The sequence below is a fragment of the Streptomyces mutabilis genome, from assembly GCF_014649815.1.
Lineage (GTDB): Bacteria > Actinomycetota > Actinomycetes > Streptomycetales > Streptomycetaceae > Streptomyces > Streptomyces mutabilis.
In genome coordinates this window covers 1-597 of sequence record NZ_BMTT01000212.1, presented here as the reverse complement: position 1 = coordinate 597, position 597 = coordinate 1, and the positions used below count along the sequence as shown (strand labels likewise).

1 protein-coding gene is annotated in these 597 nt (G+C 30.5%); it reads left to right on the top strand.

Translation table 11 applies throughout. The features are described 5' to 3' along the window. Positions 1-78: 78 nt before the first annotated feature. Entirely contained in the window at positions 79-291 is a 213-nt protein-coding gene (gene rpoZ / locus IE142_RS40065; protein WP_002456586.1) for a DNA-directed RNA polymerase subunit omega, read from the top strand. The last annotated feature ends 306 nt before the right edge of the window (positions 292-597 follow it).

Below are 597 nucleotides of genomic sequence, written 5' to 3'. Positions count from 1 at the left end.
AATAGTTGAAGCTGAGCATTTAAAAAGAGAGCGAATCGAAGCTAAATATAGAAAAATGTTACTGGAGGTCAAAAAATAATGTTAAATCCACCGTTAAACCAACTTACTGCAAAAGTGAATTCAAAATATCTTATTGCCACTACGGCGGCTAAAAGAGCACGTGAATTAGATGAAAAACGCGAAACAGCGCTTTTAGATCAGTACCATTCAGCTAAACCTGTTGGAAAAGCTTTAGAAGAAATTGCTGATGGTAAAATAGAACCTGTTGTACCGAAAGAGTATTTAGGATAAAGTTTTATTAATATTGGTAGAGCCTGGGACATAAAAATTGTCCTAGGTTTTTTAATTACTAGTAAATTATAAAATAGTTGAATAGCGTATAAAACAAGCTTGAAATCAGACAAAAATTCTTTGTCCAACTTGAAAGTTACATTTAGTAATAGTCACTTTTTTAATTTAATGATTAATTTGTGTATAATAATTATAAATAAGTCGTCAATGAATCTGAAATATAAATGACTAGTTTTAGCCATTAAATCTCTTCGCAGTAGATTGACTACCCTGAAATGTACTTAAAATAAAACGTTTAAGGGTCTG